Here is a 26,599-nt window from a genome sequence, read left to right as displayed (position 1 = left end):
ACAAAAGTCCCTTTCGGACGCCCCGCCTCAGGCGAACCAGCCCAGCAGCAGCGGCACCAGCCAGGGCGCAAGCAAGGCCGTCAGCGCGCCGTTCAGGCCCATCGCCAGGCCAGCGAAGGCGCCCATCTCGGCGCTCACCTGGAAAGCGCGCGCGGTGCCGATCCCGTGCGAGGTCAGGCCGAGGGCGAAGCCACGCGCCGCATGCGAGCGGATCCGAAGCGGTGCGAACACGTACCGCGCGACCACGGCGCCGAAGATGCCGGTGCCGATCACCGCCACCGCGGTGAAGGCGGGAATGCCGCCCAGTCTTTCCGACACCGCCATCGCGATCGGCGAGGTGGCCGACTTGGGGCCGAGGGTGGCAGCGAGCTCGGGCGTCGCCCCTAGCAGCAGCGCCAGGCACACGGTGCTGAGGATCGCGGTGACGCAGCCGGCCAGCAGGGCCGTCGCGACCGGCGCCAAGTGGCGGCGCAGGCGCGGAAGCTGGCGCACCAGGGGCACCGCCAGCGCCACGGTGGCCGGGCCGAGCAGGAAGTGGACGAACTGGGCGCCGGCGAAGTAACGCTGGTAGGACATGCCGAACAGCCACAGCACCAGCACGATGAGCGCGATCGCGATGGCGACCGGATTGGCCAGCGGCGCACCCTTGCAGCGGGCGGAAATCCATTGCGCCAGCAGGTAGGCGCACAGGGTCACGGTCAGGCCCAGCAGCGGCGAGGCCGAGAGGTAGACCCAGAAGTGGCCGAGTTCGGAAAAATCAAGCATCGCCGCCCTTCCCGGCCGCGCCGTCCTCGCCCATGCCGCGCAGGATCAGGCCAGTGACGCCCAGGGTCAGCACGGTGCTCGCCAGCACCGAGACGATGATCGCCAGCCAGTGGCCGCTGCCGCTGGCCGCGGCCGCCACGATGCCGACGCCGGCCGGCACGAACAGCAGGGACAAATGGGACAACAGGGTGTTGGCGGCCTGCTCGACCAGGGTCTGGAGCTGGGGCCGGATCACCAGGGCCGCCATCAGGAGCAGCATCCCGGCGACAGGTCCGGGGATCGGCAAGCCGAGCAGGAAAACGAGGCCTTCGCCCAGGCACTGGCACACCAGCAAGACCGCGAACGCAGCCAACATATCGACATCTCCCGAATGCAAAAGCGGCCCGGGTGGGCCGCCGTCACGCTCAGGATAACAAATCCGGCGCAAGCGCTGTCGCTCAGGCCTCCGCGGGGGCTGCCGCGGCGGGAATCGCGCCGCGCTTGAGCTGGTCGCGCTCGATGGACTCGAACAAGGCCTTGAAGTTGCCTTCGCCGAAGCCGTCGTCGCCCTTGCGCTGGATGAACTCGAAGAACACCGGGCCGAGCTGGGTCTCCGAGAAAATCTGCAGCAGCAGGCGCGGCTGGCCGTCCTTGACCGCGCCGTCCAGCAGCAGCCCGCGCTTCCTGAGCTCGGCGGCGTTCTCGCCATGGCCAGGCACGCGCTCGTCCAGCATCTCGTAATAGGTTTCAGGCGGAGCGCTCATCAGGGGCACGCCGGCGGCGCGCAGGCCGTCCACGGTCGCCATCAGGTCGTCGGTCAGCAGGGCGATGTGCTGGATGCCTTCGCCGTTGAACTGCATCAGGAATTCCTCGATCTGGCCGCCGCCCGCCTTGCCTTCCTCGTTCAGCGGAATGCGGATCTTGCCGTCCGGCGCGGTCATGGCGCGCGAGGTCAGGCCGGTGTACTCGCCCTTGATGTCGAAGTAGCGGATTTCCTTGAAGTTGAACAGCTTCTCGTAGAAGCCGGCCCAGTAGCTCATGCGGCCGCGGTAGACGTTGTGGGTCAGGTGATCGATGATCTTCAGGCCATGGCCCACCGGGTGGCGCTCGACGCCGTCCAGGAATTCGAAGTCGATGTCATAGATCGACTTGCCATCCTCGAAGCGGTCGATCAGGTAGAGCGGCGCGCCGCCGATGCCCTTGATGGCCGGCAGGCGCAGTTCCATCGGGCCGGTCGGGATCTCGACCGCCTGGGCGCCCAGTTCCAGCGCGCGGGCGTAGGCCTTGTGCGAATCCTTGACGCGGAAGGCCATGCCGCAGGCCGAGGGGCCGTGCTCGGCGGCGAAATAGGCGGCGTAGCTCTTGGGCTCGTTGTTGATGATGAAGTTGATCTCGCCCTGGCGGTACAGGGTCACGTCCTTCGAGCGGTGGCGCGCCACCTTGGTGAAACCGAGCGCCTCGAACACCGGCTCCAGCACGCCCGGCGTGGGCGATGCGAACTCGACGAACTCGAAGCCCATCAGGCCCATGGGGTTCTCAAACAGGTCTGCCATATTCTCTTCCTTTGTTGACTTGGGTTAGGTCATCGTTCGCCGCGCTGGCGGTTGGCCGGGCGGCGTAGTGCTGGTTCCGCATGGGCTGCGCGGGGATCCGTCCCGCACGGCCGTTATTGTAGTCATTCGGCGAAGACTTCCGCCAGCAATCCGCGCAGCCACTGGTTGCCCGGGTCCTGGTTGTAGCGCCGGTGCCAGAACACATGGGTCTGCAGCAGCGGCAGCTCGAGCGGCGGCGTCGCCCACTCCAGCCCGAAGGGCCCGGCGGCGCGCTCGGCCAGCTTCTGGGGCACGGTCACCACCAGCTCGCTGCTTCCGACGATATAGGGCACCGCGGTGAAATGCGGCACCCGGTAGCGCACCGCCGGACCGATCCCGGCGCGCGCCAGCAAGACGTTGATGCGGTCGTAGGGGCTTTCGCTCGAATCGACCAGCAGGTGCTCGGCGCGCACGAAGCGCTCCAGCGTCAGTTCGCCCCGCCCGAGCGGATGGCCCTTGCGGAACATCGTCACGTAGGGCTGGCGGAACAGGTGGCGCTGGTACAGCGCTTCCGAGACGTCCTCGAAAGGCCCTATCGCCAGGTCCACCCTGCCGCCCTCCATCTCCTCCTTCAGGTTCACCGTGCCGGCGCGCAGCGAGGAGAGCTGCACCCCGGGCGCCAGTTGCCGGCAGCGCTCGGACAGAATCGGCATGAAATAGATCTCGCCGACGTCGGTCATTGCCAGCGTGAAGCGCCGGGTGCTGGTGGCCGGGTCGAAGCGGCTGCGCTGGTTGAGCGCCAGCGCCACCTGGGCCATTGCCACACCGATCGGCTCGGCCATCTGCAGGGCCAGCGGCGTCGGCTGCATGCCCGCGGCGGTACGCACGAACAGTTCGTCGCCGAAGCTGCGCCGCAGCCGCGCCAGGGCGTTGCTCACCGCCGACTGTGACAGCCCGAGGCGCTTGGCGGCGGACGAGATCTGGCGCTCCCGGTAGACTTCCTGGAACACGGACAACAGGTTCAGGTCAATGGTATGCGGTTCGATCATGGCTGGTAGAGGGCGCCGGATCCGCCCGGCACAGCGCAGGCATTGTCTGCCGCACGCAGTCGGGCGAATAGCAATATTCAGGTGATAAATAGTCTACATTTTTCTATTCATCTCGTAAAATATGTCGAATTCTTCTAGAGTTGGCGCCGAAGCCTTCACGATCAGGAGAATCCAGCATGAGCTACCAGTCCGGTTTCGGCAACGAATTCGCCACCGAAGCCCTGCCCGGCGCCCTGCCGCTGCACCGTAATTCGCCGCAGCGGGTGGCCCACGGCCTGTATGCCGAGCAGATCTCGGGCACGGCCTTCACCGCGCCGCGCAGCCACAACCGCCGCTCCTGGCTGTACCGCATCCGGCCGGCCGCGGTCCACGGCGCCTTCGCGCCGATGGACGCCGGCCGCATCGTGAGCCGCTTCGACAACCCGGCCCCGCCCGACCAGATGCGCTGGAGCCCGCTGCCGATCCCCACCGCGCCGACCGACTTCATCGAGGGCTGGGTGACCATGGCCGGCAACGGCTCGCCCGAGGCGATGCACGGCTGCGCCATCCACCTCTATGCCGCCAACCGCGACATGGACGGCCGTTATTTCTACAGCGCCGACGGCGAACTGCTGATCGTGCCCCAGCTGGGGCGCCTGTCGATCGCCACCGAGCTGGGCCTGGTCGAACTCGAACCGCACGAGATCGCCGTGATCCCGCGCGGCGTGCGCTTCGCCGTCAGCCTGCCGGACGGCCAGGCGCGCGGCTACATCTGCGAGAACTTCGGCGCCCTGCTGCGCCTGCCGGACCTGGGGCCAATCGGCTCGAACGGCCTCGCCAACCCGCGCGACTTCCTGACTCCGGTGGCCCGGTACGAGGACCTCGAGGGCGATTTCGAGCTGGTCGCCAAGTTCTGCGGCCGCCTGTGGCGCGCCGCCATCGACCATTCGCCGCTCGACGTGGTGGCCTGGCACGGCAACTATGCGCCGTACAAGTACGACCTGCGCCACTTCAACACCATCGGCTCGATCAGCTACGACCACCCGGATCCGTCGATCTTCCTGGTGCTGCAGGCGCCTTCCGACACCCCGGGCGTGGACACCCTCGACTTCGTGATCTTCCCGCCGCGCTGGCTGGTCGGCGAAGACACCTTCCGCCCGCCCTGGTTCCACCGCAACGTGGCGAGCGAGTTCATGGGCCTGATCCACGGCGCCTACGACGCCAAGGCCGAGGGCTTCGTCCCGGGCGGCGCCAGCCTGCACAACTGCATGAGCGGCCACGGCCCGGACGCCGCCACCTTCGACAAGGCCAGCGGCGCCGACACCAGCCAGCCGCACAAGGTGGCCGACACCATGGCCTTCATGTTCGAGACCCGCACGGTGCTAGTGCCGACCGAGTACGCGCAGCAGTCGCCCCAGCGCCAGGGCCATTACCAGCAATGCTGGGCCGGCATCCGTAAGTATTTCCGACCAGAACAGTAAACCATTCGTGTTCCCCTCCTTCCCCGGGCATGCGATGATGCGCTGTGCGCCATCGTGGCGTGCCCGGCCACGGCCCGGTTGAGTCCGATAGAGGGCGCTGGCCCCGAAATTCCCCCTGTATGACAGACATATTGATCATCCTCGTTCTGATCCTCCTGAACGGGGTGTTCGCCATGAGCGAGCTCGCGCTCGTTTCCGCCAAGCGCATGCGCCTCGAGCGGCGCGCGGAAGAAGGCAGCCGCGGCGCACGCGCCGCGCTCAAGCTCTCCGACAATCCCAGTCACTTCCTTTCCACCGTCCAGGTCGGGATCACCCTGATCGGCATCTTCAACGGCGCCTTCGGCGAGGCCTCCATGGTCTCGCGCCTGACGCCCCAGATCGCGGGCGTGGAGCCGCTGGCGCCCTATGCGCGCGAGATCGCACTGGCCATCGTGGTGGTGGCGATCACCTTCGCCTCCATCATCCTGGGCGAACTCGTTCCCAAGCGCATTGCCATGCAGTATCCGGAGACGATGGCCACCCTGATCGCGCCGCCGCTGCGCTTCCTGTCGGCCGCGATGGCCCCCTTCGTCAAGGTGCTCTCGCTGACCACCGAGGCCATCGTGCGCCTGATCGGCATCCGCCACGGCAAGGACGAGACGCCGACCGAGGAAGACATCGCCGGCATGATCAAGGAAGGCACCGACGCCGGCGTGTTCGAGAAGACCGAATACGACATCGTCTCGCGCGCCCTGCGCCTGGACGACCGCCACCTGAAGGCCCTGATGACGCCGCGCGTCGACCTGGTCATGATCGATCTCGAGGCCGAGCGCGGCAGGATCCTCGAACTGGTGGCCGACCACCCTTACAGCCGCTTCCCCGTGTACAAGGGCGACCGCGCCCATATCATCGGCTACATCATGGTGCGCGACCTGTTTGCCCAGGCCGTGCGCGGCGGCGCGCTCGACGCCATCGACCTCGACGCCGCGGTCCAGCCTCTGCTCTACGTGCCCGAGACCGTGAGCGCCATGGCCTTGCTGGAGTCGTTCAAGAAGAACCGGGCCGAGCTGGCCCTGATCGTCGACGAGTACGGCGACATCCAGGGCATGGTCACCCTCAGCGACGTGATGGGCGCCCTCGTCGGCGACGACGTCGCCATCGGCGAGGAGCACGACCCAGACGCGGTGCAGCGCCAGGACGGCAGCTGGCTACTCGACGGCGGCATGACCCTCGACCGCTTCCGCGACCTGCTCGGCATCCAGATGGATTTCCCGGGCGAGGAAAGCGACGCCTACCACACGCTGGCCGGCTTCGTGCTGTTCCAGCTCGGCTACATTCCCAAGGTGGCCGAATCCTTCGAGTGGGGCGGTTACTGCTTTGAAGTAGTGGACATGGACGGCAACCGCATCGACCGCATTCTGCTGCAGCGGCGCGATCCTCCCTCGCAGCCCGCCGGGGAACAGCTAGAGCGCTGAGTCGCGCGCTCAGCGCGGCCCGGCGGCGATGCGCTCCAGCAGGCCCGAGGTTTCCTCCAGCTGCGGCCTGCCATAGTTGCCCAGCGCGTAGCGGCTGACGTTGTCGACCACCACGGTGGCGTTGCCCACCAGTTCGGCGCCGGCCGGGGTCAGCGCGGCGACGCCGGCGGCGCGCGTCACTAGGCCGATCTTCTCGAGCGGCAGCAGCAGGCGCAGCGCGCCGGCCACCGGGAGGCCCAGGCGCCGCGCCAGTTCTTCGCGGCCGAGCCGGCCATCTTCGGCGCGCTGCAATTCCAGCAGCAGCCGGTAGTCGGCGAAGCCGATCCCGTGATGGGCGCCGAGGGCCTTGTCCAGGCGCGCCGTCAGCGTGGCATAGGCGCCGGCCAGGCGCAGGCAAAAGCCGGTGCTGAGCGTCTCGGCCATGGCGTCGATCACCCTAGGCGGCCAGCTTGCAGCCGCCCGCCTTCAGCACGCGGGTGGTGGAAGCCGGATTGTTCGCCAGCTTTTCCAGCGCCCGCGTCGGACGGGCAACCAGGCCGCCGCCGCAATTCGGGCAGCGGCCACCAAGCACGCCGCTCACGCAGTCGGTGCAGAAGGTGCATTCAAAGGAACAGATCATCGCTCCCGGCGCTTCCGCGGGCAGGTCCTTGTCGCAGCACTCGCAGTTGGGGCGCATCTGCAGCATGTTTTCTCCTTGATGATTGATCGGTGGAACGCAGCGACCGCTCCATGGCCTGCGTCGTCTTATCCCTCGTGCATTATCAATATCCTATAATAAAACCGCGCCTCGCCCTCCGGCCGCGATTCGCTCGCAGTGCCCGACGCCGGCCCTATCCTTTCGGGAGTCGACATGGACGGTCCCCCTGGCTCTGACGAACTCGCCCGTGTCCACCGTACGCTGCGCACCGTCAGCGCGGCCAACCGCACCCTGCTGCGGGCCACCGATGAAATGGAGCTTTTGAACGCCATGTGCCGCGTTGTGGTCGAGACCGGCGGCTATCGCATGGCCTTCGTCGGCTACGCCATGGACGATCCCGAGAAAAGCGTGGTCCACGTGGCGGGCGTCGGCGGCGACGAGGCCTTCCTGGCGGTAGTGCCCAAGACCTGGGCCGACAACGAATACGGCCAGACCGCGATCGCCACCGCGATCCGCACGGGCAAGCCCAGCGTGGCGCGCAACATCCTGACCGAGGACGCCTTCGCCGCCCTGCCCGGCCTGCGCGAACAGGTACGCGCCAAAGGCTGTTCGGCGGTCACCGCCCTGCCGCTGCAGGTGGAAGGCAAGGTGATCGGCGCGATGACGGTGCTGGCCGCCGAGCCCGAAGCCTTCGGCCCTGCGGAAGTCGAACTCCTGAGCGAACTGGGCTGCGACCTGAGCTTTGGTATCGCCACGCTGCGCATGCGAGAGCGCCACCGCCAGGCCGAGGCCACCATCCAGCGCCTGGCCTTCTACGACCCGCTCACCGGCCTGGCCAACCGCAGCCTGCTGATGCGGGAACTCGAGCGCGTCCTAGGCGAAGCCCACGCCGCCAATGTGCCGGTGCTGGTGCTCGACCTCGAAGTGGTACGCTTCGCCGAGATCAACCGCGTGCTCGGCTACGCCTGCGGCGACCGGCTCCTGCTCGAACTTGTGCGCCGCGTGGGCGCGGCCCTGCCGCCGCAGGCCTTGTTCGCCCGCCTCGGCGAAACCGACTTGTGCGTCGCCATGCAGGGCTGCGCCTCCGACGCGATCCAGCTGGCGCGGCGCCTTATTGCGCTGATGGAAGAACCAGTGCCGATCGAGGAAGGCATGATCGACGCCCGTATCGGCGTCGGCATCGCGCTCTTTCCCGGCCACGGGCTCGATCCCGCCACCCTGGTGCGGCGCGCCGCCGGCGCCCTGCAGGGCACCTGTCACGCGACCGGCGGCTACGCCATCCACGCCGGCGGCCAGGAGCGCGACAGCCAGCGCCGCCTGCGCCTGATCGGCGACCTCCACCGCGCCGTGCGCCAGCACGAGCTGCAGCTGTTCTGCCAGCCCAAGGTCGACATCGCCAGCGGCGCGCTGTGCGGCGTGGAGGCGCTGGTGCGCTGGCAGCATCCGGTGCACGGCCTGATCCAGCCCGTCGATTTCATCCCGCTCGCCGAACAGGCCGGCACCATCACCCCGGTGACGACCTGGATCATGGACGCCGCCTTCCACCAGAGCTATATCTGGCACCAGGCCGGCATGTATGTGCCAATGGCGATCAACCTGTCGGCCCAGGACCTGTACAACCCGCACCTGCTGGACCGCGTCCAGGGCCTGTTCTCCACCTGGGGCCTGCCGCCGGAACTGATCCAGTTCGAGCTCACCGAAAGCACCCTGATGGCCGAACCGGCCACCGCGCTCGAGACCGTGCGGCGACTGAAGGACGCCGGGGTCCAGCTCTACGTCGACGATTTCGGCACCGGCTACTCGGGCCTGAGCTACCTCCAGCGTCTGCCGCTGGACGGGATCAAGATCGACCAGTCCTTCGTGATGCCGATGGTCTGCAACAGCGACTCGGCCGTGATCGTCTCCTCGACCATCGAGCTCGGCCACAACCTGGGGCTGAACGTGATCGCAGAGGGCGTCGAAAACGAATCCATCCTCCAGCGCCTGGGGGCGCTCGGCTGCGACGTGGCCCAGGGCTACCTGATCGCCAAGCCGATGCCGGTGGCGGCCCTGGAAGCCTGGCGACATGGTTACAGCCGGCCCGGCGTCCACTAGTTACCGTTCTCTCTTCCATTCGCCAGAAGCGGCGCGCCAAACCCGCGCACGCTCATGCTTTGTCATCCTGTCGTCATCGAAGCGGCCTAGAGTGCCGTGGTCTTGTTGCCAATACTGCATCGAGACGAGCCACGGCAGCGCGCGGATTTCGCGCGCGTCCTCCAACGTCCTTCGAATACGCCCATGACCTCACGCCGCAGCTTCATCCGCAATAGCGCCCGCGCCGGCATCGCCGCCGGCGCCTACGCCGCCTTCCCCGCCTCGATCCAGCGCGCCCTCGCCATCCCCGCCCATAATGCCACCGGCACCATCCGCGACGTCGAGCACGTGGTAATCCTGATGCAGGAGAACCGCGCCTTCGACCATTATTTCGGCACCTTGCCCGGAGTGCGCGGCTTCGGCGACCGCTTCCCGATTCCGCTGCCGGAAGGCCGCAACGTGTGGCAGCAGCGTCAGGCCAATGGCGCGCTCCTGACGCCCTTCCACCTGGACGGCAGCGTCGGCAACGCCCAGCGCGCCAACGGCACCCCGCACGACTGGCTGGATAGCCAACTGGCCTGGGACAACGGCCGCATGGACCAGTGGCCGCGCTACAAGAACCCGATCTCCATGGGCTATTTCAAGGAGAACGAGATCCCCTTCCAGTTCGCCCTGGCCAACGCCTTCACCCTGTGCGACGCCTACCACTGCGCGATGCACACCGGCACCGACGCCAACCGCTCCTTCTTCCTGACCGGCACCAATGGCGCGGTGCCGACCGGCGCCGCCTTCGTCACCAACGAATGGGATGCGATCGACGGCCTGCCCGCCGGCGTCAACACCGGCTACACCTGGACCACCTATGCCGAGCGCCTGGAAGCCGCCGGCGTGAGCTGGATCAGCTACCAGAACATGCCCGACGAGTGGGGCGACAACATGCTGGGCGCCTTCCGCCAGTTCCGGCGCGCCAACATCGCCTCGGGCTACCCGGTCTCGAGCGGCGGCTCGCCCGGCCGTCCCTACACCAACACCGGCCAGGCCTTGCCCTACAAGGCCTACGACGCCGCGCGCGACAACCCCGGCAATCCGCTCTACAAGGGCATCGCCAACACCCTGCCGGGCACCCAGCCCGAGCAGTACCTGGACGCCTTCCGGCGCGACGTCCTTGAGGGCAAGCTGCCCCAGGTGTCGTGGGTCAACGCGCCCTCGATCTATTGCGAGCATCCGGGCCCGTCGAGCCCGGTGCAAGGCGCCTGGTTCATCCAGGAAGTGCTGGACGCCCTCACCGCCAACCCGGAAGTCTGGAGCAAGACCGTGCTGATCGTCACCTACGACGAGAACGACGGCTATTTCGACCACGTCCCCTCGCCCTCGGCGCCTTCACCAGACGGCAAGGGCGGCTATGCGGGCAAGACCACCCTGCCTCAGGCCGCACTGGGTCCCGAGTACTACACCCACCCGCGCCCGCCCGGCAGCACCAGCCAGCCGGCCCCGGACGGGCGGGTCTACGGACCCGGTCCACGGGTGCCGATGTTCGTGATCTCGCCCTGGAGCCGCGGCGGCTGGGTCAACTCGCAGGTCTTCGACCACACCTCGGTGCTGCGCTTCCTCGAGGCGCGCTTCGGCGTGATGGAGCCGAACATCGGCGCTTTCCGGCGCGCCGTCTGCGGCGACCTGACCAGCGCCTTCAACTTCGCCACCCCGAACAGCGAGACCCTGCCGGTGCTCAAGGGCCGCAAGAGCAAGAGCGAGGCCGACGCCCTGCGCGCCGCCCAGCAGCGCCTGGCGCAGATCAAGCCGCCCGCCGCGCCCCAGATGCCCTTGCAGGCGCCCGGCACCCGGCCTTCGCGCGCGCTGCCCTATGAGCTGGCCACCTTCTGCGAGATCCAGCCCGGCGCCAGCATGAACGCCGCGCGCGTGCAGCTCGGCTTCGTCAACACTGGCCGCCAGGCCGCCGTGTTCCACGTCTACGACCGAAAGGACCTGGGCGCGGTGCCGCGCCGCTACACCGTCGAGGCGGGCAAGTCGCTGGCCGACGTCTGGACGCCCGCGGTGGGCGGCGCCTACGACCTGTGGGTGCTCGGCCCGAACGGCTACCACCGCCACTTCAGCGGCAGCGCCCTGCGCGCGGTCGCGGCCGGACAGCCCCGCCCCGAAGTGCAGGTGCGCTGCGACGCCGCCAGCGGCGAGCTGGTGCTGCGACTGATGAACACTGGCGCCAATACCTGCACCTTCAACCTCAGCGCCAACGCCTACGCCGCCCTGCGCCAGCAGCACACGCTCGCGGCGCGCACCGAGCTGACGGTCCGCATTCCGGTGGCAGGCAACGCTTATTGGTACGACCTGAGCGCGACCGTCTCCGGTCAGCCGGATTACCTGCGCCGCTTCGCCGGCCGCGTCGAGACCGGCCGCCACACGGTGAGCGACCCGGCCCTGGGCCTGGCCTGAGCGATGATTCCCCCCTATGACAAGGACCGACATGCATTCCAAACTACGCAACTTCGCCCTGAGCGCCGCCCTCGCGCTCGGCGCTCCCTACGCCTGCGCCGGCGTGCTCAGCTTCGACGACATCGTCGGCCCGGACGGCTTCGCCGCCGTGCCCGCCAACTATGGCGGGCTTGACTGGGCGAGCTCCGGCCTGAACGTCTTCACCGGCGAGCAGGCGCCCTTCACGCCCCATTCGGGGCAGGGCCGCGTGACAACTGACTGGATCGACGGCGGGCCGATCGCCAGCACCATCCGTTTCCTGGCCCCGACCGTCTTCAACGGCGCCTGGTTCGCAGGTTACGCCGACAGCAGCGTGCGTTTCGACCTGTACGCTGCCGGCCAACTGGTCGCCAGTTCGGACTGGTTGCAACTTTCCGAGACGCCGGCCTTTCTCGATGCCGGCTGGGACTTCGCCGTGGACGCCGTGGTCGTTTCGACCGGCTACCAGGCTTCCTACGTGATGGACGACTTCAGCTTCGAGGACGCGGCGCAGGTGCCGGAACCGGGCACCCTGGCCCTGGTGTTGGCCGGCATCGGGCTGGCCGGTGCGGGACGCCGCCGCCGGCGCACGGGCGCACAAGGCTGAGGCATCTTCCGGCACCCCGGTTTTCTTGATCGCCGCTCAGAAACGGTGATTGGTCGACAGCGGCGGGTCCTGGTATCGTTATTCCAGGACCTGTTACGTCGAGAAGGAACGCCGATGGACGATAAAGTCAATATTCCCGCCGCCCTGGCGGAACTGGGCGAGTTCTGGTCGCAGCGGACCGTCGCGCAAGCGAACGGCCAGCTGTTCAAGGTCGCCAAGGGGATTGGCTCGACCAACTGGCATCGTCACGACGACCAGGACGAGCTCTTCATCGTGTACGAAGGGCGTTTGACGATTCAGCTCGAGGATCGCTCGGTCGAGCTGGGTCCCGGGGACATCTTCGTGGTGCCGCGCGGGACCATGCATTGCCCCAAGGCCGATGTCGAGTCGCGCTTCCTGATCGCTGGCCTGAACATCACCTCGACGGCGGCTGGCGGCAAACCCGCGATGAGCCATCAGGGGTAGCGCCCCGGGGCGGGCGCCTGGTGGAGCTCGCCGTCTCGATTGGCGCGCTTATGCTGCTATCTTGCGGCGGACCCGACGCACTAATCCGAAAAAGCCCAGTCCTGCGCCCAGCAGCGCGTATGAAGCAGGCTCCGGAACAGGGCTGACATGAAGCGAGAAGGTCGAAGGCGCATCGGTGCTGAAGAGTTGATCGATACCCGGCCCGCTGTTATAAGCAGCCCGGTGTATATCGGATCGCAAGCCTGCACTGACGTCGATTTGACGCGTGGCCAAGAGGCCACCTTCGCCGAAGCCGCCTACAGGGCCCCAGCCTCTCTGCTGATAGGAAACAGAGTCCTCGCCTCCGAGGTCGATCGAGATTCTTTGGCCAAAGTATTCGTTTCCATCGGACGTACCCGGGATGAGGCCGAACAGTTCGCCAAAACCGATGCCCGAGCGCTGGAAGGTCTCGTATTTGTTTTTGAATTCAATTACATACGGCGTATTCTGGCTCACAAGGCGTTGTTCGACGCCAAACGGTGTTGTCGCATATTCGATGGGAGACGTCGACTCATAGGTCGCCGTGATCGTGAGTTCATACGGCGTCGGCGTGGACAAGGAGTAGTAATCGGTCATTCCTGTCGAATACGTGACGATGGTGATGGGCTCGGCCAAGGCCGCCGCTGGGAGCACAAACAACAGCACGATGCCTTGCTTGATTCGAGTAAGCATAGATCCTCGACGTGGTGGTTGAAGGAAGTGGTTACTCGAATCATGTTACACAGATTCACTCTTGGGGCCGGCACGTTTGGCACGGCCGATTTTGCAATCGAAGCGCACCTGTGCTCGCGCATCCTTTGTTTCCCCTGATATGCTGAGCTGACGGCCGCTTTTGGCCAGCGCCATTGGACAGACAGCAGATAAAAGAAAGGACGCCATGGGAGCAAAGAGCTGGATGCTGGCATACAGCAAAGGGGAACCGAGAGAGGTCCTGCGGCAAGGGCCCTTACTGGACCGGGAGGCGACGATTGCTTTCGCCACGCAGCTTTTTGATTCCGAGAAGCTCGACGCCTTGGAAGACGGCGACTTGTCTTTTACATGCCCTCCCGATAATGAGATCGTCGTGGGCTGTTATCCGGATCTCATCGTCTTAGCAGCGAAAGAGTTCAGGATTGACCGCCCGTCGCGGCTCCCTTCCAGATTCATCGAACCGTTCTCCGACGGCGTCCTGTATCTCTACGCAATGCACAGCACGGTCGATTGGCTGGCGTTTGCTAAGTGGAACAAGGGAAAACTGCAGAGGTCCTTGAGTCTTTCACCCGACAGTGGAATCCTGGAAGACATCGGTGACAAATTTCCATTTGAGGCAGCTTACTGGGCCGGTAGTCGACCGGCAGTGGATCCAAGCGAAGACGATGCCGAATATCCGCTCGCTTTCCATCCTTTGGATTTGGGCGAAGACGCTCTCCGAGAGTTTTTTGGCTATCAGTTGGAAGGCCTTGCCGATCCTGCGCAGCTTGCACCAGAACGGATACCGATCATGCGTTTCAAGCGAAAAAGAGCTTGGTGGCGGTTCGGGTAACTGGTCGCTCTGATCGTTGACAGCTTACTGCACTTTCGTAGAACAGCATGTCCAATAGAGTTGTTGGCCATTTCACGCTGTGGAACGGTACGACGAGAAAGCTTTCATATGCGGCCGGTTACGATGATCCTGCCAGTGATAAATACTATCTCTGGATGAGTGGCTACGTGAATTTATTTGGCGCCGTTATGCTGACGCAAACGATGAAAGTCTTCTTTTGGGAGCTGAAGTGAAGCTCACTTCACACGTGGTATTGGGCGTTCTGGTCTCATTCTGGTTCAGCTTTTGCACGGCCGCGAACCTGTGTCCTCCAACTGATAAAGCGCAGGATTGGGCGAGTGACTGCTTTGTGACCGACCCGTCGGGTGACCGGCTTGTGCGCCCGCAATTCGTGAAAAACATCAGGCTAAATAAACGCGGCGTGGCGCTTATCATGATCGAGCATCCGCGCGAACTGGTAGCTGTCAACGCAGCCGGAAGAGTAGTCATTCCAGGAATACGCCATACTGGCGATTTCGACTACCCTGCCCCGCCCGAAGGTTTGGGCCGCTACGACACCCCGGCCAAGGATGGCGGCGGTCGGCGATGCGGCTATTTCGACGTGCGTACGTTCCGGATTGTTGTTCCAGCGGCCTACGACTATTGCGAGCGCTTTGACGAAGGAAGGGCAAAAGTGTGCACGGACTGCGTGGAGTATTGCACGGTCTGGGAGTGCCAGGACAGCATTGCGCTCGGCGGACAGGCAATGCTGATCGACACGAAAGGCCATCCGGTACGCCAAGTAGTCCAGCCAACGCTGGCCGACGTATGTCGCTCGCGTGGAACGGTCAAAATCGGCAAGACGACCAGTTCGCGTCCACTGCTGGAATGCGTGCCGGGCGGACCTGGGCGCTAAATCCCCTTCGCAGCTTGAGTACGGAACAACCAGCGCATGCTCGAGAGCTCACCTTACATCTTTACCTGGCCTGCACCCTTAGCCGTTGTATTCCACCCGAGGGCTTTGTCGGCGCGATTAATATTCGCCTAACTCAACCGCGCTATGCTTGCAGCTCCAACAACAACCGGAGCTGCGCGTGGACGCCATCCGCCTTGGCCCCCTGGTCATCCCCTTCCAAGCAGCGCTGGCTGTCCTCGCCCTCCTGCTCGCCAACGGCGTGGCCGTATGGTTCGCCCGCCGGCGCGGCGCCGACCCCGGGCCGGTGCTCTGGAAAATGATCCTGGCCGGCTTCGTCGCCGCCCGTGCGGTCTTCGTGCTGCGCCACCACGACCTCTACGCCGCCGCTCCCTTGAGCGCGCTCGATTTCCGCGACGGCGGCTTCGAGCTCAGCGCCGGCCTGATCGCCGCCTGCGTGATCGGGGCCGAGCTGAGCCGGCGCGCGCCCACCTTGCGCCGCCCGCTGCTCGCCTCCAGCCTAGCGGGGGTGGCGCTGTGGTTCGGCGGCGGTCTCGCCGCCCAGCTGGCCGCCCCGAGCGCGGCGCCGCTGCCGGAGCTGACGGTGCGCCGCCTGGACGGCAGCGAAGCCCCGCTCAGCGCCTACGCGGGCAAGCCGCTGGTGGTGAACCTGTGGGCCACCTGGTGCCCGCCCTGCCGGCGCGAGATGCCGGCCCTGGCGCGCGCCCAGCAGGCCAATACCGATATCGGCTTTGTCTACGTCAACCAGGGCGAGTCGGCCGAGACCGTCCAGCGTTTCCTGGCGGCCCAGAACCTGAAGATGCAAAACGTCGTCACCGATCCGGCCGGCCGCCTGGCGGCGCGCACCGGCGCCGCCGGCTACCCGACTACCCTGTTCTACGACGCGCGCGGCATCCTGCACCAGCGCCATGTGGGCGAGCTGTCCGAGGCGACCCTGAGGGACAAGCTGGCCACGCTGCGCGCAGCGCGCTGAGCCGCGGACTGGTCGGTTCCCAAGCGTGCGCCGGCACGCCCGACGCCGCCTATACTGTCGGAACACCGCCACGGGAAGCCGCCATGCACCGCTCGACCGCACTCTTGTTCGCCTGCACGCTCGCGCTGCCGCTGGCCGTTGGCGCCGCACCGACGACCGTCACCGCCACCAGCAGCGGCACCCTCGAACCCCATTCCATCATCCTCGGCAATATGGGCTGGGAACAGTATTACGACGTGTTCAACGGCCCACCGGTCCCGTACACCCTCAGCTTCAGCGCGGTCTTCGATCCCGACAAGGGCACGCTCCTGCAACATGGCGACTCCCTGAGCCAGATGGACAGCGACCTGGACATCTCCTTCCGGGTCGGTGACGAGGTCTTCGCGCACCAGGGCGAAGGCCGCGCCCTGATCCAGAAGGGCGAGCGGTTCTTCGATTTCTCGGCCACCATGACCGCCTTCTCCTTCGGCATGCAGCTGACGGGCGAGCCCGGCAGCTTCGCCGGCGCCTGGCTCCTGCCGCGCCGGCACGACCAGGACAGCGGCCTGGACGCCTACGTGCGTGTCGAGCACTGGCCCGCCAACCCGGACGCGCCAGGCTTCTGGATCATGCGCCCCGACGCCGCGTCCTATACCCTGTCCGTACTCGGCCCGGTTCCCGAGCCTTCCCGGGCGGGGATGCTGCTCGCCGCCCTGCTGGCCGGCGCAGTCTCCTTCGCCTGGCGCCGCCGGGCTTTCCTCGCTCCCGCACTTGTGGTACAACATCGGCCGCTACCGAGGAGAGCCGCATGCAAGTCAACCCGATCCAGTTGTTCGACGCCGAGTCGTCCACCTTCACCTATATCCTGACCTCGCCCGACAACCGCGACGCGGTCATCATCGACCCGGTCGACCGCCACGTCGAACGCGACCTGGCCCACATCGAGCGCCTCGGCCTGCGCCTGACCCACGTGCTGGAGACCCACGCCCACGCCGACCACGTCACCTCGGCCGGCAAGTTGCGCCAGATCACCGGCGCCAAGGCCTGCGTGCCGAGCGGCTGCGGCATTCCCCCGGCGGAAGTCCAGCTCGACGACGGCGACGTGATCGGTTTCGGTCAGCGCGAACACATCGCCGTGATCCACACACCCGGTCACACCGCCGGCAGCATGTGCTACCTGTGGCGCGGCAACCTATTCACCGGCGACACCCTCCTGATCGACGGCTGCGGACGCACCGATTTCCAGAGCGGCAGCGCCGAGGCCCTCTACGACAGTGTCACGCGCAAGCTCTTCACCCTCGACGACGGCACCCGGGTCTGGCCCGGCCACGACTACAAGGGCCAGTCGGTCTCGACCATTGGCTGGGAGAAGCGCCACAACGCGCGCCTCGCCCAACGCTCGCGCGAGGAGTTCGTGGCCCTGATGGCGGCGCTGAACCTGCCGCGTCCGAAACTCATCGACGTCGCGGTGCCCGCCAACCGCAACCTGGGCCTGGCGCACAGCGTCTAGCCGCTCCGGCCAAGCGGGCTCCCCTGTTCACGCGGGCGCGTTAGCATGGGGACCCGTTGACTCGTGGGGAATACGATGTTCCTGTTTTTCTCGAACAAGCTGGGCTGCCTGGGCTCGATCCTGATCTCCGCCGTCGTCACCCTCCTCCTGCTGCTGCTCTTCGGCGTGCTCTGACGCGCAGGCCCCGCCCAGCTTTCCCGCACGCAAGCTGGGCCGGCGCGCGGTTTCGCGCCGCGCGCGCTATCATGGTTTCCTGGTTTTATGCTGCGCCCTGGGGCGCCGTAAAACAGGAGCTCATGTGGAACATCCATCCGCCCCGTTTGCCGCCTGCCTGGTTGACGACGACGACCGCATCGTCGCCTGGAGCAGCGCGTGCGAGCGCCTGACCGGCTTTCCCGCCGCCCAGGTGCAGGGCCTGCCCCTGGGCAGCCTGATGTCCATCGACGCCGCATCGCACAGGACGCAGGCCGCCTGCGCCGAGCGCTGCGTGATCGGCCGCCTGCGCCGCCCGGACGGCGTCGAACTGCGGCTGCGCGCGGTGTTCTCGCCGGCGATCCTGGCGCCGGAGGCTCCCCCCGCCTGGAGCGTGGTGTTGGTCCCGCTACTGCCCGTCGCGTCACCTGCCGCCCTGCTGCGCGAGTTGCCGGTAGGGCACCTGATCGAGGAACTTCCCTGCGTCTTCTACGTGATCGACAAGGACGGCCACCTGCAGCTCTGGAACCGCCTGCTCGAACAGGCGCTGGAGCGCACGCCCGCCGAGCTGCGCGGCATGCGGGTCGAAAGTTTCTTCGACCCCGCCGAACGCCCGGCCATCACGGCTAGGATGAATGCGGCCCTGATGCTGGGAGAGTCCAGCCATGAAGGAGAACTGGTCGGCAAGCACGGCAAGCGCACCAGCTTCCTGTTCCACTGCGCCCGCACCACGCTGGGCGGCCAACCGGGGCTGTTCGGCACCGGCCTCGACATCACCGAGCGCAAGCGCATCGAACACGGCCTGAGGGTGCGCGAGCGCGCCATCTACTCGAGCGTCAACGCCATCGTCATCACCTGCTGTGACCGGCACGAAAACAAGATCGAATACGTCAATCCCGCCTTCGAGCAGCTGACCGGCTACAGCCTGCGCGAAGTCAAGGGGCGCGACCCGCGCTTCATGGGCATTCCGGATTGCGACGAGCCGGAGCGCCAGCGCATCCGCGAGGCGATCCAGGCCTGCCGCAGCGTGCACGCCATCCTGCGCAACCGCCGCAAGAACGGCGAGGTGTTCTACAACGACCTGCGCATCGACCCGGTGCGCGGCCTCGACGGCGAGGTGACCCATTTCGTCGGCGTGCTCAACGACGTCACCGCCTCCCGGCATTACGAACGGCGCCTGCGCCACCTCGCCCACCACGATCCGCTCACCGGGCTGGCCAACCGCACCCTGCTGATGGACCGGCTGCGCGAGGCCGTCGAGCGCGCCCGGCGCGACGGCACGGCCGGGGCCCTGGCCTTCGTCGATCTCGACAACTTCAAGCACATCAACGACAGCCTCGGCCACGAGGCCGGCGACCGGGTCCTGCAGGAAGTCGCCGCACGCCTGCGCGCCAACATGCGCGACGAGGACCTGGTGGCGCGCATCGGCGGCGACGAGTTCGTGCTGCTGGTGCACGAGGCCCTCGGGGCCGGCCACGTGGGAGAACTGCTGGAGCGCGTGCGCCGCAGCGTCAACGCGCCGGTGGAGCTGGGCGGCCGCGAGGTGGTCCCCGGCATCAGCGTCGGCGCCAGCCTCTTCCCGAACGACGGCGACACCGTGGACGCCGTGATGCGCGCGGCCGACGCCGCCATGTACCACGCCAAGGCGCTGGGCAAGAACAACGTGCAGTTCTATTCCGACGAACTGGGGAGCGCCATGCGCCAGTACCTGCTGCTGCAGGCCAGCCTCAGCCGCGCGATCCGCAACCGCGAACTGGTGCTCGGCTTCCAGCCCAAGGTCGACCTGCGCAGCGGCAAGGTGGTGGGCGCGGAGGCCCTGGTGCGCTGGCAGCGCCCGAACCACGGCCTGGTCGGGCCGGACAGCTTCATTCCGGTGGCCGAGGAAACCGGCCTGATCGTCCCGCTCGGGCAATGGGTGATCCACGAAGCCTGCAAGGCGCTGCGCAGCCTGGGCGAGGAAGGGCTGGACGACGTGGTCATCTCGGTCAACCTGTCGGCGCACCAGTTGCGCCAGCGCCGGTTCGCGCAGCAGCTCGGCCGCACCCTGCGCCGCTACCGGGTGGCGCCGCAGCGCTTCGAACTGGAGGTGACGGAGAGCCAGCTGATGGACCGCCCGGGAGACGCCATGGATGCGCTGGACGAGCTGAAGGCGCTCGGCGTGCGCCTGTCGATCGATGACTTCGGCACCGGCTACTCGAGCCTGAGCCGCCTGCGCAAGTTCCCGGTCGACTACATCAAGATCGACCGCTCCTTCCTGGGCGGTCCCTGCGACGACGAGCACACAGTGATCCCGCGCGCCATCATCGCCCTCGGCCACAGCCTCAAGCTGCAGGTGGTCGCCGAAGGGGTCGAGACGCGCGAGCAGGTCGATTTCCTGCGGGCCCAGGGCTGCGACCAGATCCAGGGCTACTACTTCAGCCCCGCGGTGCCGAGCGAGCGCCTGCGCGACATGCTGCGCAGCGACACCCGCCTGCCCGCCTGAGGCTTACATGGGCCCGGGGCCGCGCGGCCCCATGCGCATGCCGGGGCCGCCCGGACCCGGCGGGCGCTGGCCGTTGCCGGCGAAGCTGCCGAAGCGGTAGGAAAGGCCGACGAACAGGGCGCGCCCGCCATTGCGGCGCAGGCTGTATTCCCGCAGGCGCTCGGTGTCGGTCACGGTCTCGATCTTCTGCGAGTCGAACACGTCGTTGACGTTGAGCACCAGGCTCATGGCCGGGGTCAGGTTGCGGCGGTAGGTGAAGTCGGCGCTGCGCACCGGCTTGCGGTAGCCCTCGCCGAGCAGTTGCTTGCCCTGGGCGTTGAGGATCACCTGGAAGCTGTTGTCCTTGTCCAGCTGGTAGCTGATGCGCCCGCGCGCCGACACGGTGGTGGCGCTGCGCTTGTCGTCGCCGCCGCTGGCCACGCCGAGCGCGGTCTGCTCGGCATAGCCGATGTTGCCGTTCAGGTTGAGGCTCAGCTTCTCGGTGGCCTTGCCGCTGAAATTGAACTCGATGCCGCCCGAGCGGTTGCTGCCCGCGTTCTCGCGCGTGCTCAGGACCACGTCGTTGGCCAGCAGCACCCGCCGTTCCTGGATCAGGTCGGTGTCGCGGCGCGCGTACAGGCGCACATTGGTGTCAACCTTGCCGAGTTTGGTCTCGACGCCGAGTTCGAGCGAGTCGGTGTCGCTCGGCTTCAGGCGCGGGTTGCCGGAGGCGAGGTTCAGTTCGTCGCGGTAGATCACGAACGGGTTCAGCTCGCCCGCGTTGGGGCGGCGGATGCGGTGCGCGTAGCTGAGGCGGATCGTGGTGTCGTCCGACAGGCCGTAGGTGACGAAGGCGCTCGGGATCAGGTCGAAGGAATGGTTGGTGGCCTGGATGCGGGTGGTCACCTGGTCAAGATCGAGCTCGTTGTACTCGGCGCGCAGGCCGCCCAGCGCGCTCCATTTCTCGTCGATGCGGCGCTGGTAGGAGCCGTACACGGCGTAGGTGGTGTCGTCCAGCTCGAAGCGGTTGGTGCGGTTGCTGTTCACCCGCTCCACGCCGGTGACCGGATCGATGTCGATGAACAGGTTGTCGCCCACGCTGCGGGTGCGGGCCAGCTTGTAGCCCAGCTTGACGATGCCGTTCTCGACCGGGCGCTCGTAGTCGCCGGTGAAGTCGATCACGCGGGTGTCGTTCACGCCTTCCTGGCGGTTGAAGGGGTTCTGGGCGTTGGCCGGACGCACGGTGTAGCGGCTGGCGTAGCGCGCGTCGCTGTCGGCGTCGGTGCCGGACAGGCGCAGGTCGAGCTTGAGCAGCTCGCCGGGCGCCTCGCCCTTGTGGTCCAGGCGCAGGCTGGCGTTGTAGTTGCGGTTCCGGTTGTCGCGCTCGGTGGTGCGCAGGTACTCGCTATCCACGCTGCCGTCGGCGCGCGTGCCGCGGTAGTACTCGGCATTGTCGCCGTCGCCGTTGACCGCGTTGTAGCCCAGGCTCGCGCCCAGCACGTCCTTCTCGCCGAGGTTGTAGGTGACCGAGCCGTTGAAGCCGCCGATGTCGTTGACCGTTTCGCCGCTGATGTTCTGGACGCTGCCAGCGGCGGCCCGGGTCACCGGATCGATGCGCTCGCGCACCGTCTCGCCGCTCGACTCGCGGCGGTCGTGGCGGCCGTACATGCTGCCCTGCCAGCTCACGCGGCCGGCCGTGTAGCTGCCGAAGGCCGACGCGTTGTAGCGGCCCTTGGTGCCGGCATTGGCGTTGAGCGCGCCGAAGCCGCCGGGGCGGCGCTCGCGCCGCATCACCAGGTTGATGATCGGACCGCCGCCGCCCTCGTTGCCGAACTGGGCGCCCGGATTGTTGATCACCTCCACCGACTCCAGGTCGCCGGCCGGCAGGGCCTGCAGGGCGGCGGCCCGGTTATCGCCCTGCATCATGGCCGAGGGCTTGCCGTCGACCAGGATCTGCACGTTGTTGCGGCCGCGCAGGGAGACGTTGCCGTCCGCGTCCACCGCAACTGAAGGCACCTTGTTCAGGGTGTCGGCCACGCTGTCGTTGGTGCTGGCCGGATCGGCCTTGACGTCGTAGCTCTGGCGGTCGATGCGGTTGGACTGGCGCGCGGCCGTCACTTCCACCGTCGAGGATACCGGCGGGTTGGCCGTCGCAGGCGGCGCAGCAGCCGGCTGCCCAGCAGTCGGCGTTGTAGCGGTCGGGGTCGCGGCGGCTGGCGCCGTGCCCACCCGCGCCGGCTGCCCGGTTCCGGGCTGCGCCTCCTGGGTCTGCCAGGCGGCGGCGGGACCGGCGGCCAGCAGGACGCCGCCCAGAGCGGAAAGGCAGAGGCAGGAAACGCGGAGCGACGGAAGCAGGGAGGAAGCGGGACGGCGCGAGGTGTACATACGTTCTGAAAAAGGGTGGTGTTAGCGAAGCGAAGCCCTTGATTCTCTCATAACTCAGCCGTGAATTCCTACCAGCGCCCCTCTTGGCAGCATGGGCTTCGCATGCCCCACCGAAGCGCTGCGCGCGCCTCCGCCACAGGGGAGAGAAAACGGCCCCGCCACCAGCAAAGCGTGCGCACTTCAGTTACATTGAATGCCTGCCCAACTTGAAACTCAGCAATACATCCCGAGATAGGCATTCCGCAAGCACAGGAGATTGTGATGAGCCGTAAGACCCCCATTGAGCGTTACCGCAACATCGGCATCAGCGCCCACATCGATGCCGGCAAAACCACGACCACCGAGCGCATCCTGTTCTACACCGGCGTCAATCACAAGATCGGCGAGGTGCACAATGGGGCGGCGACCATGGACTGGATGGAGCAGGAACAGGAACGCGGCATCACGATCACCTCGGCCGCGACCACGGCCTTTTGGAAGGGCATGGGCAGCAACTTCCCCGAGCACCGCATCAACATCATCGACACCCCGGGCCACGTCGACTTCACCATCGAGGTCGAGCGCTCGATGCGGGTGCTGGACGGCGCGGTGATGGTCTACGACTCGGTGGGCGGTGTCCAGCCCCAGTCCGAGACCGTGTGGCGTCAGGCGAACAAGTACAAGGTGCCGCGCATCGCCTTCGTCAACAAGATGGACCGCGTGGGCGCGGACTTCTTCCGCGTCCAGCAGCAGATCCGCGACCGCCTCAAGGGCAATGCAGTGCCGATCCAGATTCCGCTCGGCGCCGAGGACCATTTCGAGGGCGTGATCGACCTGGTCAAGATGCGCGCGATCCGCTGGGACGACGCCAGCCAGGGCGTCAAGTTCGAGTACGAGGACATTCCGGGCGAGCTGAAGGAGCTGGCCGCCAAGTGGCACGAGACGATGGTCGAGGCCGCGGCCGAGGCCACGCCCGAGCTCACCGAGAAGTACCTGAACGGCGAGACCCTGAGCGAGGACGAGATCAAGGCCGCGCTGCGCGCGCGCACCATCCGCAACGAGATCGTGCCGATGCTGGCCGGCAGCGCCTTCAAGAACAAGGGCGTGCAGGCGATGCTCGACGCGGTGATCGAATACCTGCCCTCGCCGGTGGACGTGCCCGCCATCGCCGGTCATGACGAGGACGACAGGGAGATCGAGCGTCATCCTTCGGACGAGGAGCCGTTCTCGGCGCTCGCTTTCAAGATCATGACCGATCCTTTCGTCGGCCAGCTGACCTTCTTCCGGGTCTACTCGGGCGTGGTGAACTCGGGCGACACCGTGTACAACCCGACCAAGGGCCAGAAGGAGCGCCTGGGCCGCATCCTGCAGATGCACGCCAACGAGCGCAAGGAGATCAAGGAAGTGTTCGCCGGCGACATCGCGGCGGCGGTCGGCCTGAAGGCGGTGACCACCGGCGACACCCTGAGCGACCCGGACAATGTGATCGTGCTGGAGAAGATGGCCTTCCCCGAGCCGGTGATCTCGCAGGCGGTGGAGCCGAAGACCAAGGCCGACCAGGAAAAGATGGGCATCGCCCTCAACCGCCTGGCGCAGGAGGACCCGTCCTTCCGCGTCCACACCGACGAGGAATCGGGCCAGACCATCATGTCGGGCATGGGCGAGCTGCACCTGGAGATCCTGGTGGACCGCATGAAGCGCGAGTTCGGCGTCGAGGCCACGGTCGGCAAGCCCCAGGTGGCTTACCGCGAGACCATCCGCAACACGGTCGAGAACATCGAGGGCAAGTTCGTCAAGCAGTCGGGCGGCAAGGGCCAGTACGGCCACGTGGTGCTCAAGCTCGAGCCGATGGAGCCGGGCAAGGGCTACGAGTTCGTCGACGCGATCAAGGGCGGCGTGGTGCCGCGCGAGTACATCCCGGCGGTGGACAAGGGCATCCAGGAGACCCTGCAGGCGGGTGTGCTGGCCGGCTACCCGGTGGTGGACGTGCGCGCCACCCTCACCTTCGGCTCCTACCACGACGTCGACTCGAACGAGAACGCGTTCCGGATGGCGGCCTCGATGGCCTTCAAGGACGGCATGCGCAAGGCCGCGCCCGAGCTGCTCGAGCCGATGATGCAGGTGGAGGTGGAAACGCCCGAGGAATTCACCGGCAACGTGATGGGCGATTTGTCGACCCGGCGCGGCATGGTGCAGGGTATGGACGAGATCCCGGGCGGCGGGGGCAAGCTGGTCAAGGCCCTGGTTCCGCTGGCCGAGATGTTCGGCTACTCGACCACGCTGCGTTCGCTGACCCAGGGACGGGCGACCTACACGATGGAGTTCAAGCAGTACTCCGCCGTGCCCAAGCATGTGCTCGACCAGATCGCGACTTCGCGGACCAGTCGCTAAACTCGGACGCCGGCCGCTAGATCGCGCATCGGCCCCTAGCTCGCGCCACCCGGGGGCTGGACGCGCTATCGTGATGCATGACGTGGTTTTACTTTAGAGGAGATTCTCATGCGCAAGATGATCATGATGGCGGTGGCCGGCTTTGTGTGGCGGCAGATCCAGAAGCGGGTGTTCAAGCAGACGTATTCGGTGAAGCCGACCCGGCGCTACTTCTGATTGAGAGTAAGAGTTATCAGTAGCACGTCGTTCCGGCGAAGGCCGGAACCCAAGTTTACGTGAGTGGCTACTCAACTAAACTTAGGTTCCGGCCTTCGCCGGAACGACGGTTTTGGGGGGTAACGAATAAGGGTTTAGCTGTACATTGATCGCACCTGCAAGACTCATCTACGGCGCACATTTGCCGCCACAGCGATCACTGACCACCGCTTCCACTACGCGATATAAATCGCCCTAAAATCATTCACATTCGTCAGCGTCGGCCCGGTCACCACCGAATCCCCCAACGCCTCGAAGAACCCATGCCCGTCGTTCTCATCCAGCCGCCGCGCCGGATTGACCCCCATCGCCCAGGCCCGCGCCAGCGTGTCGGGCCGCACCAGCGCCCCGGCGATCTCCTCGATCCCATCCACCCCATCGGTATCGCCAGCCAGGGCATGCACCTTCGGATGCCCGCGCAAGGCGAGCGCCAGCGCCAGCAGGAACTCGACATTCCGCCCGCCCCGCCCCTTGCCACGCACCGTCACCGTGGTCTCCCCACCCGACAGCAATATGCACGGCGGCCTGAAGGGCTGGCCGCGCTCCGCCACCTGCCGCGCGATCCCGCCCAGCAGGCTGCCCGCGCTGCGCGCCTCCCCCTCCAGGCTGTCGCCCAGGATGTGCACCGCCACCCCGGCCGCTTCGCCCACCCGCGCCGCCGCCTCCAGCGCCATCTGCGGCGTGGCGATCAGGTGGGCCTCGGCGCGCGCGAGCCTCGGGTCGCCCGGCTTCACGCTCTCGCCCTCCCCGCTCTCCAGCAGCCGCCGCGCGGCCTCCGGCAGGACGATGCCGTAGCGCCGCACCACCTCCAGCGCATCGGCGCAGGTGCTCGGGTCGGCCACGGTCGGCCCCGAGGCGATGTCGATCGGGTCGTCCCCCGGCACGTCCGAAATCAGGAGCGTCACCACGCGCGCCGGATGGCAGGCCGCCGCCAGGCGCCCGCCCTTGATGGCCGACAGGTGGCGCCGCACGCAATTCATTTCCGAGATCGTCGCGCCGCTGGCGAGCAGCGCCTTGTTGATGGATTGCTTGTCGGCGATTGTTACTCCGGGCGCGGGCAGCGGCAACAGCGCCGATCCGCCGCCGGAAATCAGGCAGATCACGAGGTCGTCTTCGTTCAATCCCTTCGTCAGCGCCAGCATTCGCTGCGCGGCGGCCAGCCCGGCCGCGTCCGGCACCGGATGGGCCGCCTCCACCACCTCGACCGACCGGGTCGGCACCTTGTAGCCGTAGCGCGTGACCACCAGTCCTTCCAGCGGGCCCGGCCAATGTGACTCGAGGGCCTGGGCCATGCTGGCGGCCGCCTTGCCCGCGCCGAGCACCAGCGTCCGCCCGCGCGGAGGCGGCGGCAGGTGGGCCTGGATGCAGCGCTGCGGGAGCGCCGCGCCGATCGCAGCGTCGAACATGGCGCGCAGCAGGGAGGAGGCGGATTGGGATGACATGGTCGACGCTCCGGCGTTGTGAGTTGCCTGCAGTATAACTAATCGCTGCCGTACGCGGCGACGGCGCTCCC

Annotated in this window: 22 protein-coding genes; 13 read left to right on the top strand and 9 right to left on the bottom strand. The window is 66.9% G+C overall.

The window, feature by feature from the left end; translation table 11 throughout:
- Positions 1 to 27: 27 nt before the first annotated feature.
- The 4 genes from B0920_RS05700 to B0920_RS05685 all read right to left on the bottom strand — a co-directional run bounded on the left by B0920_RS05700 (position 28) and on the right by B0920_RS05685 (position 3,325).
- On the bottom strand, positions 28 to 765 hold the full coding sequence (locus B0920_RS05700; protein ID WP_078031578.1) for an LrgB family protein: 738 nt from the start codon (positions 763 to 765) through the stop codon (positions 28 to 30).
- Positions 758 to 1,120: a CidA/LrgA family protein gene (locus B0920_RS05695; RefSeq protein WP_078031577.1), complete on the bottom strand. Its 363-nt coding sequence runs from the start codon at positions 1,118 to 1,120 to the stop codon at positions 758 to 760. The genes B0920_RS05700 and B0920_RS05695 overlap by 8 nt, the downstream gene beginning before the upstream one ends.
- A gap of 82 nt (positions 1,121 to 1,202) precedes the next feature.
- Positions 1,203 to 2,297, bottom strand: a complete 1,095-nt coding sequence (gene hppD / locus B0920_RS05690; protein ID WP_078031576.1) for a 4-hydroxyphenylpyruvate dioxygenase — start codon at positions 2,295 to 2,297, stop codon at positions 1,203 to 1,205.
- A 122-nt stretch (positions 2,298 to 2,419) separates the two neighbouring features.
- Positions 2,420 to 3,325, bottom strand: coding sequence for a LysR family transcriptional regulator (locus B0920_RS05685; protein WP_078031575.1), 906 nt, complete (start codon positions 3,323 to 3,325; stop codon positions 2,420 to 2,422).
- A gap of 176 nt (positions 3,326 to 3,501) precedes the next feature.
- Here B0920_RS05685 and hmgA point away from each other — a divergent pair, with 176 nt between their 5' ends.
- Positions 3,502 to 4,785 carry a homogentisate 1,2-dioxygenase gene (gene hmgA, locus B0920_RS05680; RefSeq protein WP_078031574.1) on the top strand — a complete coding sequence of 428 codons (1,284 nt, stop codon included), beginning with the start codon at positions 3,502 to 3,504 and terminating at the stop codon, positions 4,783 to 4,785.
- 119 nt (positions 4,786 to 4,904) lie between these two features.
- Positions 4,905 to 6,239, top strand: coding sequence for a hemolysin family protein (locus B0920_RS05675; RefSeq protein ID WP_078031573.1), 1,335 nt, complete (start codon positions 4,905 to 4,907; stop codon positions 6,237 to 6,239).
- 9 nt (positions 6,240 to 6,248) lie between these two features.
- Here B0920_RS05675 and B0920_RS05670 read toward each other — a convergent pair whose 3' ends face one another.
- Both B0920_RS05670 and B0920_RS05665 read right to left on the bottom strand, forming a co-directional pair.
- Positions 6,249 to 6,662, bottom strand: coding sequence for a MarR family winged helix-turn-helix transcriptional regulator (locus B0920_RS05670; RefSeq protein WP_078033303.1), 414 nt, complete (start codon positions 6,660 to 6,662; stop codon positions 6,249 to 6,251).
- A 13-nt stretch (positions 6,663 to 6,675) separates the two neighbouring features.
- Positions 6,676 to 6,924: a DUF1272 domain-containing protein gene (locus B0920_RS05665; RefSeq protein ID WP_078031572.1), complete on the bottom strand. Its 249-nt coding sequence runs from the start codon at positions 6,922 to 6,924 to the stop codon at positions 6,676 to 6,678.
- A gap of 165 nt (positions 6,925 to 7,089) precedes the next feature.
- Here B0920_RS05665 and B0920_RS05660 point away from each other — a divergent pair, with 165 nt between their 5' ends.
- From B0920_RS05660 to B0920_RS05645, 4 genes are all read left to right on the top strand, one after another.
- Entirely contained in the window at positions 7,090 to 8,970 is a 1,881-nt protein-coding gene (locus tag B0920_RS05660; protein WP_078031571.1) for a bifunctional diguanylate cyclase/phosphodiesterase, read from the top strand.
- A gap of 183 nt (positions 8,971 to 9,153) precedes the next feature.
- Positions 9,154 to 11,397 carry a phosphocholine-specific phospholipase C gene (locus tag B0920_RS05655; RefSeq protein ID WP_078031570.1) on the top strand — a complete coding sequence of 748 codons (2,244 nt, stop codon included), beginning with the start codon at positions 9,154 to 9,156 and terminating at the stop codon, positions 11,395 to 11,397.
- Positions 11,398 to 11,428: 31 nt separating this feature from the next.
- Positions 11,429 to 12,022, top strand: a complete 594-nt coding sequence (locus B0920_RS05650; protein ID WP_179119100.1) for a PEP-CTERM sorting domain-containing protein — start codon at positions 11,429 to 11,431, stop codon at positions 12,020 to 12,022.
- Positions 12,023 to 12,136: 114 nt separating this feature from the next.
- The gene (locus tag B0920_RS05645; protein ID WP_078031568.1) at positions 12,137 to 12,487 is read left to right on the top strand and encodes a cupin domain-containing protein; all 351 of its coding nucleotides are present in this window, start codon (positions 12,137 to 12,139) and stop codon (positions 12,485 to 12,487) included.
- 48 nt (positions 12,488 to 12,535) lie between these two features.
- Here the strand turns inward: B0920_RS05645 and B0920_RS05640 are convergent, their stop codons facing one another.
- Positions 12,536 to 13,198, bottom strand: a complete 663-nt coding sequence (locus B0920_RS05640) for a PEP-CTERM sorting domain-containing protein (protein ID WP_078031567.1) — start codon at positions 13,196 to 13,198, stop codon at positions 12,536 to 12,538.
- Positions 13,199 to 13,403: 205 nt separating this feature from the next.
- Here B0920_RS05640 and B0920_RS05635 point away from each other — a divergent pair, with 205 nt between their 5' ends.
- The 6 genes from B0920_RS05635 (at position 13,404) to B0920_RS05615 (ending at position 20,097) form a co-directional block, all read left to right on the top strand.
- Positions 13,404 to 14,048, top strand: a complete 645-nt coding sequence (locus tag B0920_RS05635; protein ID WP_078031566.1) for a hypothetical protein — start codon at positions 13,404 to 13,406, stop codon at positions 14,046 to 14,048.
- 229 nt (positions 14,049 to 14,277) lie between these two features.
- Positions 14,278 to 14,943 carry a WG repeat-containing protein gene (locus B0920_RS25490; RefSeq protein ID WP_143745658.1) on the top strand — a complete coding sequence of 222 codons (666 nt, stop codon included), beginning with the start codon at positions 14,278 to 14,280 and terminating at the stop codon, positions 14,941 to 14,943.
- 178 nt (positions 14,944 to 15,121) lie between these two features.
- Complete coding sequence (locus B0920_RS05630; RefSeq protein WP_078031565.1) at positions 15,122 to 15,934, top strand: TlpA disulfide reductase family protein; 813 nt, start codon at positions 15,122 to 15,124, stop codon at positions 15,932 to 15,934.
- An 83-nt stretch (positions 15,935 to 16,017) separates the two neighbouring features.
- Positions 16,018 to 16,782: a hypothetical protein gene (locus B0920_RS05625; RefSeq protein ID WP_078031564.1), complete on the top strand. Its 765-nt coding sequence runs from the start codon at positions 16,018 to 16,020 to the stop codon at positions 16,780 to 16,782.
- Positions 16,722 to 17,423, top strand: a complete 702-nt coding sequence (locus B0920_RS05620; protein WP_078031563.1) for an MBL fold metallo-hydrolase — start codon at positions 16,722 to 16,724, stop codon at positions 17,421 to 17,423. Before B0920_RS05625 ends, B0920_RS05620 begins: the two co-directional genes overlap by 61 nt.
- Before the next feature lie 298 nt (positions 17,424 to 17,721).
- Positions 17,722 to 20,097, top strand: a complete 2,376-nt coding sequence (locus B0920_RS05615) for a bifunctional diguanylate cyclase/phosphodiesterase (protein WP_078031562.1) — start codon at positions 17,722 to 17,724, stop codon at positions 20,095 to 20,097.
- Positions 20,098 to 20,100: 3 nt separating this feature from the next.
- Here the strand turns inward: B0920_RS05615 and B0920_RS05610 are convergent, their stop codons facing one another.
- A complete protein-coding gene (locus tag B0920_RS05610; protein ID WP_078031561.1) occupies positions 20,101 to 22,461 on the bottom strand; it encodes a TonB-dependent receptor domain-containing protein in 2,361 nt (786 codons plus the stop codon).
- A 261-nt stretch (positions 22,462 to 22,722) separates the two neighbouring features.
- On the opposite strand from B0920_RS05610, the gene fusA reads away from it, so the two are divergent.
- Positions 22,723 to 24,831: an elongation factor G gene (gene fusA / locus B0920_RS05605; protein WP_078031560.1), complete on the top strand. Its 2,109-nt coding sequence runs from the start codon at positions 22,723 to 22,725 to the stop codon at positions 24,829 to 24,831.
- A 431-nt stretch (positions 24,832 to 25,262) separates the two neighbouring features.
- Here the strand turns inward: fusA and B0920_RS05600 are convergent, their stop codons facing one another.
- Entirely contained in the window at positions 25,263 to 26,528 is a 1,266-nt protein-coding gene (locus B0920_RS05600) for a glycerate kinase (RefSeq protein WP_078031559.1), read from the bottom strand.
- Positions 26,529 to 26,599 lie beyond the last annotated feature (71 nt).

Source organism: Massilia sp. KIM (assembly GCF_002007115.1).
GTDB lineage: Bacteria > Pseudomonadota > Gammaproteobacteria > Burkholderiales > Burkholderiaceae_D > Telluria.
This window is presented reverse-complemented; position numbering and strand designations above follow the sequence as displayed.

Bases quoted from the DNA above. Each gene is read 5' to 3' on its own strand.
- B0920_RS05700 (WP_078031578.1), bottom strand. From the start codon at position 765: ATGCTTGATTTTTCCGAACTCGGCCACTTCTGGGTCTACCTCTCGGCC.
- B0920_RS05695 (WP_078031577.1), bottom strand. From the start codon at position 1,120: ATGTTGGCTGCGTTCGCGGTCTTGCTGGTGTGCCAGTGCCTGGGCGAA.
- hppD (WP_078031576.1), bottom strand. From the start codon at position 2,297: ATGGCAGACCTGTTTGAGAACCCCATGGGCCTGATGGGCTTCGAGTTC.
- B0920_RS05685 (WP_078031575.1), bottom strand. From the start codon at position 3,325: ATGATCGAACCGCATACCATTGACCTGAACCTGTTGTCCGTGTTCCAG.
- hmgA (WP_078031574.1), top strand. From the start codon at position 3,502: ATGAGCTACCAGTCCGGTTTCGGCAACGAATTCGCCACCGAAGCCCTG.
- B0920_RS05675 (WP_078031573.1), top strand. From the start codon at position 4,905: ATGACAGACATATTGATCATCCTCGTTCTGATCCTCCTGAACGGGGTG.
- B0920_RS05670 (WP_078033303.1), bottom strand. From the start codon at position 6,662: ATGGCCGAGACGCTCAGCACCGGCTTTTGCCTGCGCCTGGCCGGCGCC.
- B0920_RS05665 (WP_078031572.1), bottom strand. From the start codon at position 6,924: ATGCTGCAGATGCGCCCCAACTGCGAGTGCTGCGACAAGGACCTGCCC.
- B0920_RS05660 (WP_078031571.1), top strand. From the start codon at position 7,090: ATGGACGGTCCCCCTGGCTCTGACGAACTCGCCCGTGTCCACCGTACG.
- B0920_RS05655 (WP_078031570.1), top strand. From the start codon at position 9,154: ATGACCTCACGCCGCAGCTTCATCCGCAATAGCGCCCGCGCCGGCATC.
- B0920_RS05650 (WP_179119100.1), top strand. From the start codon at position 11,429: ATGCATTCCAAACTACGCAACTTCGCCCTGAGCGCCGCCCTCGCGCTC.
- B0920_RS05645 (WP_078031568.1), top strand. From the start codon at position 12,137: ATGGACGATAAAGTCAATATTCCCGCCGCCCTGGCGGAACTGGGCGAG.
- B0920_RS05640 (WP_078031567.1), bottom strand. From the start codon at position 13,198: ATGCTTACTCGAATCAAGCAAGGCATCGTGCTGTTGTTTGTGCTCCCA.
- B0920_RS05635 (WP_078031566.1), top strand. From the start codon at position 13,404: ATGGGAGCAAAGAGCTGGATGCTGGCATACAGCAAAGGGGAACCGAGA.
- B0920_RS05625 (WP_078031564.1), top strand. From the start codon at position 16,018: ATGCACCGCTCGACCGCACTCTTGTTCGCCTGCACGCTCGCGCTGCCG.
- B0920_RS05620 (WP_078031563.1), top strand. From the start codon at position 16,722: ATGCAAGTCAACCCGATCCAGTTGTTCGACGCCGAGTCGTCCACCTTC.
- B0920_RS05610 (WP_078031561.1), bottom strand. From the start codon at position 22,461: ATGTACACCTCGCGCCGTCCCGCTTCCTCCCTGCTTCCGTCGCTCCGC.
- fusA (WP_078031560.1), top strand. From the start codon at position 22,723: ATGAGCCGTAAGACCCCCATTGAGCGTTACCGCAACATCGGCATCAGC.
- B0920_RS05600 (WP_078031559.1), bottom strand. From the start codon at position 26,528: ATGTCATCCCAATCCGCCTCCTCCCTGCTGCGCGCCATGTTCGACGCT.